Annotated in this window: 20 protein-coding genes and 1 pseudogene; 11 read left to right on the top strand and 10 right to left on the bottom strand. The window is 64.9% G+C overall.

The annotated features are described in order from the left end of the window. The first annotated feature begins 150 nt into the window (after window positions 1-150). Complete coding sequence (sseA, locus tag AC1DW2_RS05360; RefSeq protein ID WP_477005371.1) at window positions 151-1,005, top strand: 3-mercaptopyruvate sulfurtransferase; 855 nt, start codon at window positions 151-153, stop codon at window positions 1,003-1,005. Window positions 1,006-1,007: 2 nt separating this feature from the next. On the opposite strand, the gene AC1DW2_RS05355 is transcribed toward sseA, so the two are convergent. Continuing rightward, window positions 1,008-1,790: a hypothetical protein gene (locus AC1DW2_RS05355; protein WP_477005370.1), complete on the bottom strand. Its 783-nt coding sequence runs from the start codon at window positions 1,788-1,790 to the stop codon at window positions 1,008-1,010. A 366-nt stretch (window positions 1,791-2,156) separates the two neighbouring features. On the opposite strand from AC1DW2_RS05355, the gene AC1DW2_RS05350 reads away from it, so the two are divergent. Next, window positions 2,157-3,353, top strand: coding sequence for a L,D-transpeptidase family protein (locus tag AC1DW2_RS05350; RefSeq protein ID WP_071917197.1), 1,197 nt, complete (start codon window positions 2,157-2,159; stop codon window positions 3,351-3,353). 57 nt (window positions 3,354-3,410) lie between these two features. On the opposite strand, the gene AC1DW2_RS05345 is transcribed toward AC1DW2_RS05350, so the two are convergent. Then, window positions 3,411-4,373, bottom strand: coding sequence for a D-2-hydroxyacid dehydrogenase family protein (locus AC1DW2_RS05345; RefSeq protein WP_477005369.1), 963 nt, complete (start codon window positions 4,371-4,373; stop codon window positions 3,411-3,413). Window positions 4,374-4,519: 146 nt separating this feature from the next. Then, the gene (locus AC1DW2_RS05340; RefSeq protein ID WP_028152324.1) at window positions 4,520-4,735 is read right to left on the bottom strand and encodes a hypothetical protein; all 216 of its coding nucleotides are present in this window, start codon (window positions 4,733-4,735) and stop codon (window positions 4,520-4,522) included. A gap of 236 nt (window positions 4,736-4,971) precedes the next feature. On the opposite strand from AC1DW2_RS05340, the gene ettA reads away from it, so the two are divergent. Together ettA and AC1DW2_RS05330 are read left to right on the top strand one after the other, a co-directional pair. Beyond that, window positions 4,972-6,621, top strand: a complete 1,650-nt coding sequence (ettA, locus tag AC1DW2_RS05335) for an energy-dependent translational throttle protein EttA (protein ID WP_477005368.1) — start codon at window positions 4,972-4,974, stop codon at window positions 6,619-6,621. 7 nt (window positions 6,622-6,628) lie between these two features. Further along, window positions 6,629-7,855: a lytic murein transglycosylase gene (locus AC1DW2_RS05330; protein ID WP_477005367.1), complete on the top strand. Its 1,227-nt coding sequence runs from the start codon at window positions 6,629-6,631 to the stop codon at window positions 7,853-7,855. A 100-nt stretch (window positions 7,856-7,955) separates the two neighbouring features. Here AC1DW2_RS05330 and AC1DW2_RS05325 read toward each other — a convergent pair whose 3' ends face one another. Both AC1DW2_RS05325 and AC1DW2_RS05320 read right to left on the bottom strand, forming a co-directional pair. Further along, window positions 7,956-8,237 carry a hypothetical protein gene (locus tag AC1DW2_RS05325; protein ID WP_477005366.1) on the bottom strand — a complete coding sequence of 94 codons (282 nt, stop codon included), beginning with the start codon at window positions 8,235-8,237 and terminating at the stop codon, window positions 7,956-7,958. 211 nt (window positions 8,238-8,448) lie between these two features. Continuing rightward, window positions 8,449-8,775 (bottom strand): hypothetical protein, encoded by a 327-nt coding sequence (locus tag AC1DW2_RS05320; RefSeq protein ID WP_354102325.1) that lies wholly within the window; start codon window positions 8,773-8,775, stop codon window positions 8,449-8,451. A gap of 134 nt (window positions 8,776-8,909) precedes the next feature. Between AC1DW2_RS05320 and AC1DW2_RS05315 the strand changes: the two are divergent. The 3 genes and pseudogenes from AC1DW2_RS05315 to bfr all read left to right on the top strand — a co-directional run bounded on the left by AC1DW2_RS05315 (window position 8,910) and on the right by bfr (window position 10,259). Further along, a pseudogene (locus AC1DW2_RS05315) lies at window positions 8,910-9,205 on the top strand (hypothetical protein). A 161-nt stretch (window positions 9,206-9,366) separates the two neighbouring features. Next, on the top strand, window positions 9,367-9,639 hold the full coding sequence (locus AC1DW2_RS05310; protein WP_166102202.1) for a (2Fe-2S)-binding protein: 273 nt from the start codon (window positions 9,367-9,369) through the stop codon (window positions 9,637-9,639). Window positions 9,640-9,770: 131 nt separating this feature from the next. Then, window positions 9,771-10,259 (top strand): bacterioferritin, encoded by a 489-nt coding sequence (bfr, locus tag AC1DW2_RS05305; RefSeq protein WP_014492874.1) that lies wholly within the window; start codon window positions 9,771-9,773, stop codon window positions 10,257-10,259. A gap of 172 nt (window positions 10,260-10,431) precedes the next feature. On the opposite strand, the gene AC1DW2_RS05300 is transcribed toward bfr, so the two are convergent. Next, window positions 10,432-11,034, bottom strand: a complete 603-nt coding sequence (locus tag AC1DW2_RS05300) for a pyridoxamine 5'-phosphate oxidase family protein (protein WP_166102198.1) — start codon at window positions 11,032-11,034, stop codon at window positions 10,432-10,434. Between the two features lie 171 nt (window positions 11,035-11,205). On the opposite strand from AC1DW2_RS05300, the gene AC1DW2_RS05295 reads away from it, so the two are divergent. Then, window positions 11,206-12,642: a S8 family peptidase gene (locus tag AC1DW2_RS05295; RefSeq protein ID WP_477005365.1), complete on the top strand. Its 1,437-nt coding sequence runs from the start codon at window positions 11,206-11,208 to the stop codon at window positions 12,640-12,642. 45 nt (window positions 12,643-12,687) lie between these two features. Beyond that, on the top strand, window positions 12,688-12,930 hold the full coding sequence (locus AC1DW2_RS05290; protein ID WP_085405162.1) for a hypothetical protein: 243 nt from the start codon (window positions 12,688-12,690) through the stop codon (window positions 12,928-12,930). Between the two features lie 5 nt (window positions 12,931-12,935). Here the strand turns inward: AC1DW2_RS05290 and AC1DW2_RS05285 are convergent, their stop codons facing one another. The 3 genes from AC1DW2_RS05285 to AC1DW2_RS05275 form a co-directional block, all read right to left on the bottom strand. Beyond that, a complete protein-coding gene (locus AC1DW2_RS05285) occupies window positions 12,936-13,289 on the bottom strand; it encodes a hypothetical protein (protein WP_477005364.1) in 354 nt (117 codons plus the stop codon). Window positions 13,290-13,513: 224 nt separating this feature from the next. Beyond that, window positions 13,514-13,828 carry an MmcQ/YjbR family DNA-binding protein gene (locus tag AC1DW2_RS05280; RefSeq protein ID WP_477005363.1) on the bottom strand — a complete coding sequence of 105 codons (315 nt, stop codon included), beginning with the start codon at window positions 13,826-13,828 and terminating at the stop codon, window positions 13,514-13,516. Between the two features lie 18 nt (window positions 13,829-13,846). Next, window positions 13,847-14,908 (bottom strand): alpha/beta fold hydrolase, encoded by a 1,062-nt coding sequence (locus AC1DW2_RS05275; RefSeq protein ID WP_477005362.1) that lies wholly within the window; start codon window positions 14,906-14,908, stop codon window positions 13,847-13,849. A 242-nt stretch (window positions 14,909-15,150) separates the two neighbouring features. Between AC1DW2_RS05275 and AC1DW2_RS05270 the strand changes: the two genes are divergently transcribed. Both AC1DW2_RS05270 and AC1DW2_RS05265 read left to right on the top strand, forming a co-directional pair. After that, window positions 15,151-15,417, top strand: coding sequence for a DUF2277 domain-containing protein (locus AC1DW2_RS05270; protein ID WP_063981478.1), 267 nt, complete (start codon window positions 15,151-15,153; stop codon window positions 15,415-15,417). A 95-nt stretch (window positions 15,418-15,512) separates the two neighbouring features. Then, window positions 15,513-15,752 (top strand): hypothetical protein, encoded by a 240-nt coding sequence (locus AC1DW2_RS05265; protein ID WP_028152311.1) that lies wholly within the window; start codon window positions 15,513-15,515, stop codon window positions 15,750-15,752. On the opposite strand, the gene AC1DW2_RS05260 is transcribed toward AC1DW2_RS05265, so the two are convergent. Further along, complete coding sequence (locus AC1DW2_RS05260) at window positions 15,749-16,255, bottom strand: collagen-like protein (protein ID WP_477005361.1); 507 nt, start codon at window positions 16,253-16,255, stop codon at window positions 15,749-15,751. The two genes, AC1DW2_RS05265 and AC1DW2_RS05260, sit on opposite strands and share 4 nt — an antisense overlap. Window positions 16,256-16,293 lie beyond the last annotated feature (38 nt).

Genomic DNA, 16,293 nt, shown 5'->3' with positions numbered 1-16,293 from the left:
TCCCCGCGAAAGCGGGGAATCCAGTACGCCGCAGCTTCTCGACTCAATCACAACCGCCTCTGGAATACTGGATCGCCCGGTCAAGCCGGGCGATGACAGCGGAGTTTGATGCGCATTGCTTCAACTTCGGAATGACAAGAAAGACCTCGCATGACCGCCACCGACCCCCTCGTCTCCACCGAATGGCTCGCCGCCCACATTGGCGACGCCAACGTCAAGATCCTCGACGCCAGCTTCAAGCTGCCGGGCGTGCTGCCGCTGCCGAAGGACGATTATCTCGCCGCGCATCTGCCGGGCGCCGTGTTCTTCGACGTCGACGCGGTGTCGGATCATTCCAACCCGCTGCCGCACATGTATCCGAGCGCCGAGCAGTTCGGCCGTGACGCGGGCAATCTCGGCATCTCCAATGCCGACACCGTCGTCCTCTACGATGCCGGCGGCTGGGTCGCAGCACCGCGCGCGTGGTGGATGTTCCTGGCCTTCGGCCACAGCAATGTACGCATTCTCAATGGCGGGTTGAAGAAGTGGCGCGCCGAGGGGCATCCGGTCGAGAGCGGCGAGGTAAAGCCGAAGCCCGCGACGTTTAGGGCGAGCTACGACTCAAAACGCGTGCGCAGCATGCAGCAGCTGATCGCCAACGTCGAAAGCAGCGCAGAGCAGGTGATCGACGCACGCGCCGCCGACCGCTTCGAGGGCCGCGCGCCTGAGCCGCGCGCGGGCATCCGCTCGGGCCACATCCCCGGCGCGCGCAATGTGCCCTACAATCAGCTGTTCGATGCCGCGACCGGCGAGATGAAGCCGCTCGACGATCTCCGCGCCGCCTTCGCGAACGCCGGCGTCAGGCTCGATGCGCCGATCGTGACGAGCTGCGGTTCGGGCGTGTCCGCCGGCGTGTTGACGCTCGCACTCTATCGCCTCGGCATCACCGACACCGCGCTCTATGACGGCTCGTGGTCGGAGTGGGGCCAGGCCGGCGGCCCGCCGGTCGCGACCGGGCCGGCGTAGCCTTACTGGCGCGTGCGCGTGGCCGTTGTCGCCAGCATCTGCTGCTGGCCGAACGGATCATAGCTCTGCCGCAACTGCTGGGGCGGAGGACGCTGCACCATGCGGTGCCGCTTCTTCGCCTTCGCCTGGCGCTTGGCCGCCTTGCTGTCCGGGGCGCTGCTGTCCGCCTTCGTGTCTCCCTTGGTGTCCCCCTTGGCCTTCGCCGGCGCATCCTTCAAGGCCGGCGCCGCCGGGTCGTTCAGCGCGGCCACCCTGGCCGAGGCAATGTCGGGCGCCGGGGAGGCGAGGGCCGCGCCGGGATCGGCCGGCGCCGGTTCGCTGGCGGTCACGGCAGGCGTGGGCTCGGGGATCGATGCCGTTGTGTCGGCCGGGGTGAGTGTGTCGGCAGGAGCCGGCGCGATGGCTTCCGTCGTGGCCTCGGCCTGCACCGGCTCGGCGACCGGAGGCGCGGCCTCAGGGACCTGCGGCGGCACGTCGGGCTCGGTCGTCAGGGCGGCCACCTGTTCGGGCTCGTTCGCCGGCAAGCCGATGGTCGGCACCCGGTCGCGCAGCGATGGCGTGGGCTCGGCGGCCGCCTCCGGCTCGGCGCGGAGCGCCGCGAGCGCCGGCTGGGCCGGCTCTGGGCTTTGCGCAAACACCTTTTCCTGCGGGCCGTTCCGCCAGGAGGGGTTGCTGACATACTGCTCGTGGGTGGCCCGCAGCAGCGCGGCGGCACCTAGGCCGAACACCAGGATGGAGGTTGACAGCAGGATCGCGGCAAACAGGAAGCGAAAGCCGGGAAGCATCGGACGGGTTACGAATTTCCGCCCCGGCGGGTGGCGGCCGGGACCCAAGAGCCATCTGAACGCGGTGACGGTACTGATTGCCGTTCGCCACGCCGGGACAGAAGCTCAAAGCGGAGGCGAATCAGGCTGATTCGAACATATCGCAACGCCTCCGCGCCGTTCCCTTAAATTCGGGGCCAGAGACTCCGGCAATCTACAGCTCGATGCGATTTCCGCCCCGTGATGCAACGGGGCAACTGTGTGTGCCTGCATCACAAATCGCTAACTCAGGCACAAATCAGCCTGTAATGTCTTGAATGTGCCGCTATCTTCGGTCATCTGGCCGTTAACGGTCCGGATGGGCTCGGGGACTATACAAGAGCGATGATGATCAAACATTTTCTGACGATATGCGCTGCCGCAACAGTCGCTGCGGCGGGAACCTCGCTCGCACAGGCTCAGAGCTATCCGGTCCAGCAGGCGCCGAGCTATGGCGCTCCGGCCGAATATCGCCCTGGCGACCGCACGCCGAATTTCGACTCGCTCGACGACGAAGACGACGCGATGCCGCAGGCGTCGCTGCCGCCGCCAGGTCCGGCCGACGATCCGCGCTACGGCCGCCCGGCCGGCCCTCCGCCGGTCTATTCCGCTGCCCCGCCGCAGGGGCCGGTGATGTCGCCCGATGATCCGCGCTATGGCCGTCCGGCTGGCGCTCCGCCGGTCTATTCGGCGGCGCCGCCGCAGGGTCCCGTGATGTCGCCCGACGATCCCCGCTACGGCCGCCCCGCCGGCCCGCCGGCAGTGATCTATGCCGATCGCCCGGGTCAGGCACCCGGCAGGGACGGCCTGCGTCCGCCGGAGGCCGTCGGCGGTCCCGCCGCGACCGGAACGGTTCAGTCCGGCCAGCCGCCCGTGGGCAACGATGGCCGGCCGATGGCGATCGCTTCGCTGCCGCCCGAGGAGCAGCCCGACGCTGCTCCCGCGCAGTTGTCGCCGAACCTGCGCCGCCAGGAAGTCTCGCTGGCGACCAAGGAGCCGGCTGGAACACTCATTGTCGATACCCCGAACACCTACCTCTACTACGTGCTCGGAGGCGGCCGTGCGATCCGCTACGGCGTCCGCGTCGGCCGCGATGGCTTCACCTGGACCGGCGTGCAGAAGATCACCCGCAAGGCCGAGTGGCCGGATTGGCATCCGCCGACCGAGATGATCGAGCGTCAGCCCTATCTGCCGCGCTTCATGGCCGGCGGCCCCGGCAATCCTCTCGGCGCACGCGCGATGTATCTCGGCTCGACCGTCTACCGCATCCACGGCACCAACCAGCCTTCGACCATCGGCAAGTTCGTGTCGTCGGGCTGCATCGGCATGCTGAACGAGGACGTTTCCGACCTGTTCGACCGCGTCAAGGTCGGCACCCGCGTGGTGGTGATGCCGGGTGGCCCGCCGCCGGGAACGGCGACCGCCTCCGCTGCGCCGACGTCGGGCGCTGCCGGTCCGGCTCCGATGGCTGCCCAGGCTGGCCCCGTCCCGGGCACCCAGCCGACCGTGGTGCCGCCGCTGCCCGCGCCGGTCACCGTGCGCTAAGCGCTGCGAGACAATTCAGATCAGTGAAGGGCGTGCCGTCGGCACGCCCTTTTCGTTTCAGGCCAGCTTGCGCGGCAGCTCGCGACCCCCGGTGAAGGCGTCGATCGCCTCGACCATCTGCCCGTAATGGATGCGCAAGCCGTCCTCGGTGGCGTAGCCGAGATGCGGCGTCAGCACGAGATTGTCGAGCTTGCGGAAGGGATGGTCGACCGGCAGCGGCTCGACCGAGAATACGTCGATGCCGGCGCCCGCGATCTTCCGCTGCTGCAAGGCCTCGAGCAGCGCCTGCTCGTCCACGATCGGGCCGCGCGCGGTGTTGACGAGGAAGGCCGTCGGCTTCATCCGCGCGAGATCGGCAGCTCCGACCAGTCCGCGCGAGCGATCGCTCAGCACCACATGGATGGTGATGATATCGGCCTTGGCGAACAGCTCCTCCTTGGTGGCGTAGCCGACGCCGGCCGCCGCGCATTTCTCCGGCGTGAGGTTCGGGCTCCAGGCGATCACGTTCATGCCGAATGCTTTCGCGATGCCCGCCATCTTGCTGCCGAGCTTGCCGAGCCCGACGACGCCCAGCGTCAGTCCCTCGATCTCGACACCGGCAAAGGTCTGCCAGGGCTCTCCCGCATGCATGCGCGCATTCTCGCGGCCGATGCCGCGGGTCAGTTCGAGGATCAGGCCCATCGTCAGCGGAGCGGTCGGATCGCGGGAGTATTGCGTGCCGCCGATGGCAACGCCTTGCGCCTTCGCAGCCTCCATGTCGATCGAGGCGTTGCGCATGCCGGAGGTCAAAAGCAGCTTCAGCTTCGGCAGCGACGCGAACAGGCTCTTGGGGAACGCCGTGCGCTCGCGCATCGCGCAGATGATCTCGAAATCGGCCAGCGCGCTCGCCGCGGCCTGCTCCGAGGCAAAGGGATGGCTGAACACGCTGACGTCGACGCGGTCGGACAGTTTTTGCCAGTCGGCGACGTCGAGGGCGAGGTTGAAATAGTCGTCGAGAATTGCACAGCGCAGCCGCGTCATCAGCTTTCATCCATGGCGAGAGGTGATGGCGCCAGGCGGGGAGCGCCATCGTCGGAACCTGGCCATGGTTGCGCGCAATCACGCCTGCGCGCAAGCAGCTGACGTGTTCAAAAATCCGATAGGAGATCCGATAGGGGGAGAAGGGTTCAGAGGTCGCGGGGCTTGAGGCGGAACGGCGTATCCATGCCGTGCTTGGCGCGCCAGGCGGGACCGGGACCACGCATGTAGTGCAGCTCGGGGCGGTAAGGGTTGAAAGCGGTAGCGAAGAAACGCTTCCAGAAGCCCTTGATCTCCGTGACGAGTCCGGAAGCGCTACCGGCTCGTGCCGGAACGGCTATGGAATTGGTCTCGATCAGAGCCATGATGTGGCCTCGCTGTTCTCCCCGTCGCTTCTGCCGCGGGTGGCGTCTTTTTCGGCGCCATGACGAGCTTTGGCCCACTTTATTAAAAAATGGTTTCAATTGTCCGGATCGGCGGCCGGATGGTGTCCATTCCGTATTGATCCGTGGTGAACGGAGGGAAAACATTGCCCTTTGGGGGCGGGATCGCTACATCGGCGGCAAGCAAATTTCCTCAAATCGAAGGTTTCACGGGACCGATGGCGCGCCAGTTSATCTATTTCATGCAGGGCCTGACCAAGAGCTACCCGACCCGGAAGGTGCTCGATAACATTCATCTGTCGTTCTACCCGGACGCCAAGATCGGGGTGCTCGGCGTCAACGGCTCGGGCAAGTCGACGCTGCTCAAGATCATGGCCGGCCTCGACAAGGAGTATAACGGCGAGGCCTGGGTCGCCCAGGGCGCCCGCGTCGGCTATCTCGAGCAGGAACCGCATCTCGATCCGGCGCTCTCCGCGCGCGAGAACGTCATGCTGGGTGTCGCCAAGCAGAAGGCCATCCTCGATCGCTACAACGAGCTGGCGATGAACTATTCGGAAGAAACCGCCGACGAGATGACCAAGCTGCAGGACGAGATCGAGGCCCAGGGCCTCTGGGATCTCGACAGCAAGGTCGACCAGGCGATGGACGCACTGCGCTGTCCGCCCGACGATGCCGATGTGACAAAACTCTCGGGCGGTGAGCGTCGCCGCGTCGCGTTGTGCAAACTGCTGCTCGACCAGCCGGAATTGTTGCTGCTCGACGAACCGACCAACCACCTCGACGCCGAGTCGGTGTCGTGGCTGGAAGGTCATCTGCGCAACTATCCCGGCGCGATCCTGATCGTCACCCACGACCGCTACTTCCTCGACAACGTCACGAGCTGGATTCTCGAGCTCGACCGCGGCAAGGGCATTCCCTACGAGGGCAACTACTCGTCCTGGCTGGTGCAGAAGCAGAAGCGGCTCGAGCAGGAAGGCCGCGAAGACGCTGCGCATCAGAAGACGATCGCGCGCGAGCAGGAATGGGTCGCGTCCTCGCCGAAGGCGCGCCAGGCCAAATCCAAGGCGCGCTACCAGCGCTACGAGGATCTGCTCAAGCAGGCGAGCGAGAAGCAGACCCAGACCGCGCAGATCATCATCCCCGTCGCCGAGCGGCTCGGCGCCAACGTGGTCGATTTCGAAACGCTCAGCAAAGGCTATGGCGATCGCCTGCTGATCGACGATCTTACCTTCAAGCTGCCGCCAGGCGGGATCGTCGGCGTGATCGGCGCCAACGGCGCCGGCAAGACCACGCTGTTCAAGATGATCACCAAGCAGGAAACGCCGGACAAGGGCACCATCACGGTCGGCGAGACCGTGCATCTCGGCTATGTCGACCAGTCGCGCGACGCGCTCGACGGCAACAAGAACGTGTGGGAGGAGATTTCCGGCGGCAACGAGCTGATCCTGCTCGGCAAGAAGGAAGTGAACTCGCGCGGCTATTGCTCGTCGTTCAACTTCAAGGGCGCCGACCAGCAGAAGAAGGTCGGTGCGCTCTCCGGCGGTGAGCGCAACCGCGTGCATCTCGCCAAGATGCTGAAGTCCGGCGCCAACGTGCTGCTGCTCGACGAACCGACCAACGATCTCGACGTCGACACGTTGCGCGCGCTCGAAGAGGCGCTGGAAGATTTTGCCGGCTGCGCCGTCATCATCAGCCATGACCGATGGTTCCTCGACCGCATCGCAACCCACATCCTGGCCTTCGAAGGCGACAGCCACGTCGAATGGTTCGAAGGCAACTTCCAGGACTACGAGAAGGACAAGATGCGCCGTCTCGGCCAGGACAGCATCATTCCGCACCGCGTGAAGTACAAGAAGCTGACGCGGTGATTTCGGCATGATGCGGCGGGCGCTCATAGCTGCGGTGATCGCTATCATCTGCGGCCTGTCGCCCGCCCGCGCCGCCGATGCCGCCTTCACGCAGTTCATCGCCTCGCTCTGGCCGGAGGCGCAGGCCGCCGGCGTGTCGCGCGCGACATTCGATGAGCAGACGCGCGGGCTCGAGCCTGATTACAAGCTGCCCGATTTGATCCTGCCCGGACGGCCCGCGACCGGCGCACCGTCGCAGGCCGAGTTCGTGCAGGTGCCGGCCGACTACGTCAAGGAAGCCTCGATCGCGCGGCTTGCGGGCGAGGGGCAGCGGCTGCTGCAAAAATATCGTCCGGCGCTGAGCGAGATCGAGAAGAAATCCGGCGTGCCGGCCACCATCATGCTCGCGATCTGGGGCCGCGAGACCGATTACGGCCGCTACACGCTGCCTTACGATCTCGTGCGCGTGCTGGCGACGCAGGCCTATGTCGGGCGACGCAAGGACACCTATCGGAACGAGTTCATCCTCTCGCTGAAGATCCTCGGCGAGGGCGTGGTGACGCGCAAGGACATGCGCTCGTCCTGGGCGGGTGCCACCGGGCTCACGCAATTCCTGCCGTCCGAATATTACAAGCACGGTGTCGACTTCGACGGCGACGGCCGCATCGACATCTGGCATTCGGTGCGGGATGCGCTGGCCTCGGCCGCGCAGCAGCTCGTCAACAAGGGCTGGCAGAGCGGCGTGCGCTGGGCTTACGAGGTGCAGGCGCCGGCCAAGGTCGATTGCACCAGCGGCGTGCCCGAGGTGACGAAGCCGATCGGCCAGTGGCTGCGCGAAGGTTTTGTGCCGGTGCGTGGCGAGAAGCTGAGCGCTGCCGAGCAGGCGCAGCCGGCCTCGCTACTGCAGCCGGAAGGCATTTACGGCCCGTCGTTCCTGACGACGAAGAACTACTTCGTCATCAAGGAGTACAATTTCTCCGACCTCTACGTGCTGTTCGTCGGCCATCTCGGCGACCGCATGACGCGCCCGCTGCCGTTCGCGACACAATGGGCGGCCTCCAAGCAGTTGCGCACCAAGGACGTCGAGACCATGCAGCGCGGGCTCACGCGCGTCGGGCTCTACAAGGACAAGATCGACGGCAAGGCCGGGATGCAGACGCGCGCGGCGCTCGGCGCCTACCAGAAGTCGGCAGGCCTCAAGGTCGATTGCTGGCCGAGCGAAGAGGTGCTGCGCTCGATCCAGGCGGCGCGGTAACGGGCTCAACTCTTCACCAAAGAAAAAAGCCCGGCCGAGGTGCTCGGCCGGGCTTCGATCGCGGCGCGGATGCGCCATGCGATCGGATCTTGCGATCAGATCAGTAGCAAACGCGAACCGGGCGGACGACCCAGCCGTAACCGTCCCAATAGCGCTGGCGCTGCCAGTAGCAGGGCGCGGGCGGCGGGGGCTCGGCAATGTAGACCGGTCCGCCATAGGCGGGACGGCTCGACGCGATGGCGCCGCCGACGATGGCGCCACCGATCAGGCCGGCTGCGATGCCGGCGCCGACGCCGTCATGGGCCTTCGCGGACGGAGTGGCGGTCACCACCGAACCGGCGATCGTCGCAACCGTGAGGGCGGCAACAAAAGTCTTCTTCATGCTCTTGGCTCTCCTGGGAGATGGACGTCCCTTGTTAGGAGCGCCCGGGTTTCAAAGGTTCACGCACACTCTGATGAAATCGACCGTGCAGCTAGGAAGCGCGCAATTGGTCAATCCACGGTAAACGCGCACGGAGCTGTGACGAGAAAAAGCGGTCTTTTTCAGGCCCGGAGATGAACGGCGCGTCCGTAGTGAACCGGTTCAGCGCGCCTCAGCCACAGACTCTGACGCGACGGGTGCGCCAGGCGTAGCCATCCCAGAAGCGCTGCCGCTGCCAGACGCAGCCGTCACCGTAATAGTCGTCGGCGACATAGCCGGGACCCGGCGCGTAGTAGCGGGGCGGGTAATAGCCGGGGCCATAGGAGTAGCCCGGGCCGGGTCCGTAATAATACGGAGAAGCCAGCGCGCCGCCGACAATGGCGCCACCGATGATCCCGGCGGCCACGCCGGCGGCGACACCACGCTGAGCGTGGGCCGGTGTCCCGGCCGTGAGGGCCAGGGTGGCGACGGCGGCGACCGTCAGTAAGGACTTCTTCATTGGCGTGGCCTTTCGCACGAACAGGTGGGAACTCTTTGGGGGTAAAGTTCCATACTTCGTTTGAATGATCAATGAACGGCACCTTCGCCGGGGGCGACCAATTAATGGATCGCAGGTCCGCGAGGGAGACGACGATGGGCAACGCGATGATGAATACTCTGATCGCTGCCGGGGTCATTTTCGCGATTGGCTATGGCTGGTTCACCCATCTCCAGAACCGTGGACGGCGCTCGCGCGCGGGGGCCGGCAGTGACGGAAGGAGTAGCGGCGACGGCTATTCAGGGGCCAGCGACGGCTTCTCGCTGGGGAGCTGGTTTTCCAGCGACAGCTCCGGGAGCTCGAGCGACAGCTGTTCCAGCAGCGATAGCGGTAGCAGTGGCGGGGATGCGGAGGTGGCGGCGATGGTGGTGGAGGCGGTGGCGGTGACTAGGTCCGCCAAGATCTTGATCCAGCGCAACTCCCTATTTTAGAGCCGTTCTAGGCTGTTTCCGGGCCAGTTTGGAATAGCTTCAAATACCGGTTTTTCCCTTTGCATCCGGACGGCCCCTTAAATATCGATGATGACGCATCACCGAAGGGCCTGCCGCTTCCATGATCGTTTGTTCCTGTAACGTGCTGAGCGATGACGACATCCGCGCCGCGGTCGCCGAGTCCGACGACGCCGTTCGTCATGCCAAGCAGGTCTATGGATGCCTCGGCTGTAGCGCCGAATGCGGCCGTTGCGCCCGTACCATCAAGACCATCATCGACGAAACGCTTGGCCCCTGCGCCAAGTCCTGCTGCTCGGGCTGCCCACACAGCCACACCGTGGCCGCCAATGACGAGACGGCCGAGCTCACCCGGTTCGCCCTCGCGGCCTGCTGAAAACTTCCGCAATTTCGACTGAGCTTTTCCCCGGCTGCGTCCCCGTGGCCGTTTGCTCTCGTCCTTAAACTGATTTAGAAGCGTTCTAAAGTCGGTTAGGGCCGATTTGGACGCAAGATTTGGAGTGCATCATGCAGGGCGACGCAAAAGTCATCGACTATCTCAACAAGGCGCTGCGCCACGAGCTGACTGCAATCAACCAGTACTGGCTGCACTACCGCTTCCTCGACAATTGGGGCCTGCGGGACATGGCCAAGGTCTGGCGCAAGGAGTCCATCGAGGAGATGGAGCACGCCGACAAGCTCACCGAGCGGATCCTGTTCTTCGACGGCTTCCCGAACATGCAGGTGCTCGACCCCCTGCGCATCGGCCAGAACGTCAAGGAGATTATCGAGTGCGATCTCGCCGCCGAGATGAGCGCGCGGGCGCTCTACCAGGAGGCCGCCGGCTATTGCAACGGCGCCAAGGACTACGTCACCCGTGACCTGTTCGAGAAGCTGATGAGCGACGAGGAGCACCACATCGACTTCCTCGAAACCCAGCTCGACCTGATCGGCCGCATCGGCCTCGAACTGTACACGCAGAAGCACGTCGGCGGGCTCGAGGGCGAGGGGCACTAGGCTCCGGCACCGGCTCTCTCCTTCGTCATGGCCGGGCTTGTCCCGGCCATCCACGTTTGGCCGCGCGACGAAGACGTGGATGCCCGGGCCTTCGCCTCGCCGAAGCGGCTTCGGCCGCGCAGGCGGGTCTAGCCCGGGCATGACGGTTCTTTCGAGCGGCGAACGCTCTCACCTACAACTGCGTCTTGTAGCGCTCTTCCACGATCTCCTGGCTCTCCGGCTCCCCCAGGCCCGTCTGGTCGTGAATGACCTGGCCGATGCTGGGCATCACCGAGCGCTGCACCTTCTCCGGTGACCACAGCTTCGAGCGCATCAGCGCCTTGCCGCAGTGGAAATAGACTTCGCTGACCGCGACGTTCAAGACCGCGCGCGGCGGCTTGCCGAATTCCACCATCGATGCGAGCAGATCCGGATCGGCCGAGAGCGTGCCGCGTCCGCCGACGCGCAGCGTCTCGTCGATGCCGGGGACGAAGAACAGCAGATGCACGAAGCCCGAGCCTTCGACGACGTTGCGAAAACTATCGATCCGGTTGTTGCCGGCACGGTCGGGCATCAGCACCTGGTTGGGGCCAGCGACATGGACGAAGCCAACCCCTCCGCCGCGCGGCGATGCATCGACGCTGCCGTCGACGCCTGACGTTGCAAGCACGCAGAACGGCGACATCTCGATGAATTTCTTCGCATGCGCATCGATCGCGGGACGCGCCTTTGCGACCACGCGTGGGCTCGGCTTGGCATAGATGGTGGCGAGGTCTTCGGCGCAAAGATCGGTCACGAAGGTCTCCCTGATTGAGGGCCACAAGATAGCATTCTCCGGCTCGATCGCTATCCCCGAAATAAGCAGGTGCGGCCCAGTGTAGCCACGGCATGACGCAGGTGGCGTAGACCAGAAATTTCGCTTATAACGGGTGTCGTACTTTGTTGCTTTTCAAGCGAGGAATTCGTCATGGCCCCAACGCAGGCAATGCGGGTGGCGGGCGATCGGCCACGCCGTCGCAAGCATGTCCCGGGACAATTGATCGTTCGGTTGAAGCCGGCCGCTGCCCGGCAGATCGCGGCAGCCTCGCTTCAGGCGACAACGTCACGCGCGCTGATGGCTGCAATGCCCGACGACGTCAGAGGTCCGATCGATTTCCTGCGCGACAATTTCGGGCTTCAGTCGATGAAGCCGCTGTTCGTGGTCGGCGACGATGAGGCACCCGCGCAGCCCCAGGCGATGGCTTTGGCCGCGGTTCACCGCTCGATAGCACGCTCCGCAACGGCGCCGCCGCGGGAGGCGCTGGCCGGATTTCAGATCGTGCAGTTGAAGGACGGGAAGGTCGATGCGGGCCTCCTGAAGCGCCTGCGTGCTTCCAGGGCGGTGGATCTGGTTGAGCCCGTTCCCAACCGGTGGCTCAGTGCCGCCGCCGATCCCATGAAGATCAGGCAGTGGGGGCTTCGCGCCATCAGATGGTTCGATCGACCGCGGCCAGGTGCGGGGCGGGTTCATGTCGCTGTGCTCGATAGCGGTGTCGACGCCGGACATCCCGATCTCGTGGACGCGATCGAGGAATATCGGCACGACGGCAACGGACCGCGTGATTTTCTCGGTCATGGCACCCATGTCAGCGGCACGATCGCGGCCGTGGTCAATAACTCGGTCGGTATCGCAGGCCTGGCCAATTGCCGGTTGCACTGCTGGAAGGTGTTCGACGATCCCAAGCGCGCAGGCGACGACGAGAATTTCAACTTCGATTTCTACAGCAAGGCGCTCGCGGCCGCGCTCGATTCCAACATCAAGGTCATCAACCTCAGCATTGGCGGCGAGGACCATTCAAAGACGGAAGCGACGGCCTTCGCCGAACTGATCGAAGCCGGCGTCGTCATCTCAACCGCGATGGGCAACGAGTTCGAGGACGGCAATCCGAAGGAATACCCGGCGGGCTACGTGGACACGATCGGAGTTGGCGCCGTCGACGAGTCCCATCGGCGCGCTTCGTTCTCCAATACGGGGAAGCACATCAAGCTGGTCGCGCCGGGTGTCAACATCCTGTCGACGGTGCCCCGGGTGAAGGCAAGCTTCGCCGACCATACCAGCTACGATTCCTGGCCCGGGACGTCGATGGCAACACCGCATGTGACGGGCGCTGCTGCACTCGTCTACATCAACAAGGCAAAATCCAGGGCGTCCGGACTTGCGGTCGCCAAGCGCCTGATCGCGACTGCGACCAAATTGCCGGCGATGCGAGGCAAGGATTTTACGCCGGAATACGGCGCCGGCCTGCTGGATGTTGCCGCTGCGCTTGGCCGCGCGAAACCGGCGAGGAAATCGGGCAGGAAAACTGCCAAGAAAACTGCCAAGAAAACTACAAAGGCGAAGCCGGCGAGAAAGGGACAAAAATAGATTCTGCGCCCTTGATCGGGTGCCGCGAGCGGCTAGCTTTGCATCATGTCCGTGCAATTCAAATTCCACGACCATGTCGATCAGCGCCGGCGGCGCAAGATCATCAAGACGCTCGGCGATGCCGGCTACGCCGCCGAGAGCCTGTTTCCGGGACAGAAGCGGCAAAACCTGGCCGCGATCTTCACCGTCGCCGAGGCCGACGCCAAATCCGTTCGTGCCGCGCTCGACGATTTCGGCGATGACATCGAATATGTCGAGGCCTCGCCTAGGCGAGACCTCAAGGCCTGAGCGGCCTACACCGCATCGGCCGGCACGAAGCAACTGATGATGATGGCGCCGCGGTGGTGGACGTACCACACAACGGCCTGGCCGACCGGATTGCCGCTATCGCGGATGATGGCGCGCTCGGGCACCTCTATCCACTGTCCCTCGATCGGTACCCAATAGGTGCCGCCCCGCACATCGTAGTCGGTGCGATGGCCGTCGGAGATGTCGCAGCAGGGCACGCCGTTCGGCGCGATCACGCTCTTGAACCAGGCGCGGATGTCGGGCGGCACGTGGTCGTATTGGCCGTTGTCGAACGCGAACGCGGCGCTCGTCTGCGCCATCGTCGCGGCCAGCCAAACGCACAGCGCGAGCCTGAGCATGCGAACTCCTCCCTGCGTCGCGCGCCGACTGCGCGCGATTGCGTCGCGTTCGATTCGTATCGTTGATGCGATTAAGCCCGAGCTGTCAGCGCAATGCATGCTCAAATAATATGCGGGGCGAGAGGCGCCGCATATGATGCGTTGCGGTATGAGCGGCCAGCGAGACGCACAGTGCGAACCTGCGCGTACGATCTTTCCTATCGCGTCTCGAGCGATGCAAGCAGCTATTTCGGCGCGACATTGCGCCATGCCATCGCGAGTGCGCTCCGCAACGTGACCTGATCGATCTTCGCCAGCTTCACATTCGTGTTGCCGCTCCTGCCCCAGGCGCCGGGGACCGGACGAAACATCTCCGGTTCCGCGTCGATGAGCACGGCCTGCTGGTCGGGAGTGAGCTTCACCATGCCCCATTTTTCATCGGGATAGCCCAGCGTCGCGAACACGTGCTTGCCGACGCGAAAGTCGGCATGGCCGTGATGTGCGCCCTCGATGACGCCGGGAAGCGCGAGCGCAGCCTTGCGAAAGCGAGCGTTCGACATGCGGTCTTGCTGCTCGGCTCACATCGTCCGCTGCGGCGCGGTTTGCAGCAATTGCCTGACCTGCTCGACGTAGAATTTCGCGTTGCCGGTGGTGCCGTGGCCGCGCGTCTCGGTGCTCGCGGGGATCAGATACAGCTTGCCGTTCTTGACCCGCTTCATCGCGGCGTCCGTGATGCCGGTCTCCGGCGGGTTGCGCTCGTCGTCGGCGGAGTTGATCAGCAGCAGCGTCGCCTCGATCTGCTCCAGCTTGTCGCCGGCATTGTAGTCTTGCGAGGAGCCCCACTGGTAGAGGAAGTCGTTGGCATCCGCCGTGATCGGTGTCGCCAGCCGCTCGTCGACGATCTTGTCGGCCTTGGCCGCGGTCGGCGCCTGCTGCTGATAGGCGAGCGTGCCGCCGATGCTGGCGATGCCGTAGGCGGTGATGGCGTATTTCATCAAGCGCGGCTGGCTGGTGTAGTTGCCGCCATTGTAGTCGGGATCGTTGCGGATGGTGTCGAGCATGATCCGCCGCATCATCCAGTTGCGCGAGGCCATCTCGGTCGGCTGCGAGGCCATCGGCACCAGCGCGTCCATCTCCTGCGGATATTTCTCGCCCCACAGCCAGGTCTGCATGCCGCCCATCGAATTGCCGATCACGAGCCGCAGATGCTTGACGCCGAGACCCTCCTTCACGAGACGATGCTGCGCCTCGACCATGTCGTCGTAATTGTATTTCGGGAAGCTCGTCTTCATGCCGTCGGACGGTTTTGACGATTTGCCGTGGCCGATCGCGTCGGGAATGATGATGTAATATTTGGACGCGTCGAGCGGCTGTCCCGCGCCGAACAGCTCGCCGGCGAAGGCGGGCGACAGCATGCTCGAGCCCGAGCCGCCGGTGCCGTGCAGCACCAGCACGGGCAGGCCTGAGGGCTCACCGACGGTGGTGTAATGCAGCTTCAATTCCGGCATGGTCTCGCCGGTGTGCAACTTGAAGTCCTTGGCGATCCAGTCGCCTTGCTTCGGCGCCGGATAATCGGCGGCCATAACCGGCGTTGCGATGGACAGCAGGATGGCCGCTAGCGCCGCGCAAGACGTTTTCATGTTTCTCTCCCCATGCGGCTCATGGTCGGCCGCGTTGGACGCGATCTTATCAGCTGGTCACGGAGGATCGAGACCGGACCCATCATCGCCCCCCGAAAAACATTCCCCGATGGTGCGGCGCGCAAGGGGAATAATTGCGGATCAGATATGGCTGGTCCTGCCTATGATACGGCTGCGCCCGGGATGTAGGATTTCGGCCTCGCCGATCGTCCTCAGGGGAACACCGCTACGGGAGAGCCTGCATGTGCCGCAACATCAAGACGCTGTTCAACTTCGAGCCGCCGGCGACGGAGGACGAGATCCACGCCAGCGCGCTCCAGTTCGTGCGCAAGCTTTCCGGTTTCAACAAGCCGTCTCAGGCCAATGAAGAGGCCTTCGAGCTTGCGGTCGCGGAAGTGTCGGAGGCTGCGCGAAAGCTCCTGACTTCGCTGCACACCCATGCGCCGGCGCGGGACCGTGAGATCGAGGCGGAGAAGGCCAAGGAGCGTTCGCGGCTGCGGTTCGGTTAGGCGGTCCTGCGTCCATTCCGTGATCTGGCTCACGGTGAGAGCGGCCTCAACTTGCGATGATGTCTGCCGGGGTTTTGACAGCCCGGAGCACGACCATGAGCCGCCCCCTTATTCCTCTCAGAGCAGGTGCCGTCACCTTCACCGTGCTGTGGACCGCATGGATGATGTGGTGGAGCGGCTCCTACAGCAGCGTCAACCTCGTCATCCTGACGCTGCTCGGCACGCTGGTCGGCTATCTCTGGTACCGCGCCATGCGCTGGCAGTTCGAGCGCATGGGCATGCTGCCGCGCAAGGATGAGTCCTCCGGGGCGTCGAAGCAACTTCCGCCCGGCTAGTCCTTGTGGCCGTGCTTCTTCTTTTTCTTCTTCTTCCGGTGATCGTCGCCTTCGCCTTCGCCGTCGTCGGCCTCGTCATCGACGATCGCCTCTTCAACCTCATGCACGGCGGCTTCCAGCGCCTCGCGCTCGGCGGCTTCACGCTCGCGCTGGCGGCGGCGCTCGTCCCAGGCGTCGAAGAGTTGATCGAGCCACGGCAGCACCTGCTCGATCGACGGCAGCTGGCCGGGCGGTCCGGGCTCGCCGCGTGGGCCTTGCGGCCCCGCCGGCCCCTGCGGTCCGGCAGCGCCCCGAGCACCGGCTTCGCCGGGCTTGCCCGGCAGGCCGGCCTTGCCCTGCGCTCCGGCCTTTCCGGCCGCCCCGGGCTTGCCTTGCGGTCCCGGCTTGCCGCGCTGGCCGTCCGGGCCGCGCCGGCCGGGATGCCCCTGCGGCCCCGGCCGTCCCGGTTCGCCCTGCCGTCCGCGCGGACCTTGCGGTCCCTGCCGTTTCTGTTCGTCTGCCACGCCGCTGCTCCCTTGACCGGAAGCAAGCTACTTAGCGG

Source organism: Bradyrhizobium sp. P3_C3, from assembly GCF_056402655.1.
This window is presented reverse-complemented; position numbering and strand designations above follow the sequence as displayed.